This window comes from Helcococcus bovis (genome assembly GCF_046035835.1).
GTDB lineage: Bacteria > Bacillota > Clostridia > Tissierellales > Peptoniphilaceae > Helcococcus > Helcococcus bovis.
Genome location: NZ_JBFNGB010000041.1, coordinates 1 through 1,632, shown reverse-complemented (window position 1 = coordinate 1,632; position 1,632 = coordinate 1). Strand labels below are relative to the sequence as shown.

The 1,632-nt window shown below is 48.7% G+C and carries 2 rRNA genes; both read right to left on the bottom strand.

What is annotated here, in order from left to right:
• Nucleotides 1-19 precede the first annotated feature (19 nt).
• Nucleotides 20-136 (bottom strand): 5S ribosomal RNA (rrf, locus tag ABGF48_RS08405).
• Nucleotides 137-196: 60 nt separating this feature from the next.
• Nucleotides 197-1,632, bottom strand: a 23S ribosomal RNA gene (locus tag ABGF48_RS08400); the annotation flags it as partial.

The following is a 1,632-nucleotide window of genomic DNA, read 5'->3' as shown; positions in this document are numbered from 1 at the left end:
TAGATTCAGTGTTTTCTCAATTTGGCAACTTCCTACTCTCCCGGGCCGTCACCAGCCAAGTACCATCAGCGTTGAAGGGCTTAACTTCTGTGTTCGAGATGGATACAGGTGTATCCCCTTCGCTATTGTCACCACATTTTACTGATTTATTATATCATTTTTTCAAACCTTTTTCAATTAATATTATGAAATATTTCTGGTCAAACTTCCGAGTTATTAGTATCGATTAGCTACACACATTACTGCGCTTCCACCTTCGACCTATCAACCTCATTTTCTACAAGGACTCTTTTAGAAATCTTATCTTGAGGGGGGCTTCGTACTTAGATGCCTTCAGCACTTATCCCTTCCAGACGTAGCTACTCAGCCGTGCCATTGGCATGACAACTGATACACCAGCGGTCTGTCCATCCCGGTCCTCTCGTACTAAGGACAGCTCCTCTCAAATTTCTTACGCCCACGCTGGATAGGGACCGAACTGTCTCGCGACGTTCTGAACCCAGCTCGCGTGCCTCTTTAATGGGCGAACAGCCCAACCCTTGGGACCTACTCCAGCCCCAGGATGAGACGAGCCGACATCGAGGTGCCAAACCTCCCCGTCGATGTGAACTCTTGGGGGAGATAAGCCTGTTATCCCCGGGGTAGCTTTTATCCGTTGAGCGATGGCCCTTCCACTCGGTACCACCGGATCACTAAGTCCTACTTTCGTATCTGCTCCACTTGTAGGTGTCACAGTCAAGCTCGCTTTTGCCTTTGCACTCTATAAATGGTTTCCGTCCATTCTGAGCGAACCTTTGAACGCCTCCGTTACTTTTTAGGAGGCGACCGCCCCAGTCAAACTGCCCAACTGACAGTGTCCCAACACCCGATTCAGGGTGCATGGTTAGAACCTTAAAGCTTAAAGTGTGGTATTCCAACGACGACTCCTCAGCAACTGGCGCCACTGATTCTTAGTCTCCCACATATCCTCTACATTAAACCTCAAAATCCAATATCAATCTACAGTAAAGCTCCACGGGGTCTTTCCGTCCTAGCGTGGGTAAGTTGCATCTTCACAACTAATACAATTTCACCGGATCCATTGTTGAGACAGTGCCCAAATCGTTACACCTTTCGTGCGGGTCGGAACTTACCCGACAAGGAATTTCGCTACCTTAGGACCGTTATAGTTACGGCCGCCGTTTACTGGGGCTTAAGTTCTAGCCTTCGCTTGCGCTAAGCCTTCCCCTTGACCTTCCAGCACCGGGCAGGTGTCAGCACCTATACTTCGTCTTACGATTTAGCAGATACTTGTGTTTTTGGTAAACAGTCGCTTGGGCCAATTCACTGCGGCCCTCCTAAGAGGGCACCCCTTCTCCCGAAGTTACGGGGTCATTTTGCCGAGTTCCTTAACAATGGTTCTTCCGCGCGTCTTAGAATTCTCTTCCTACCTACCTGTGTCGGTTTGCGGTACGGGTGCTTTTAATCTCGATAGTGTCTTTTCTCGGCAGCTTGGTGTCACTTACTTCTCTACTTATATTTCGATCCCCATCACACTTCATCGTTACCCTGGGGATTTGCCTCCAGGGCCTAACTTTGTGCTTAGACACACCTTTCCAACCGTGTGCTTAAGTTAACCTTCTGCGTCAACAC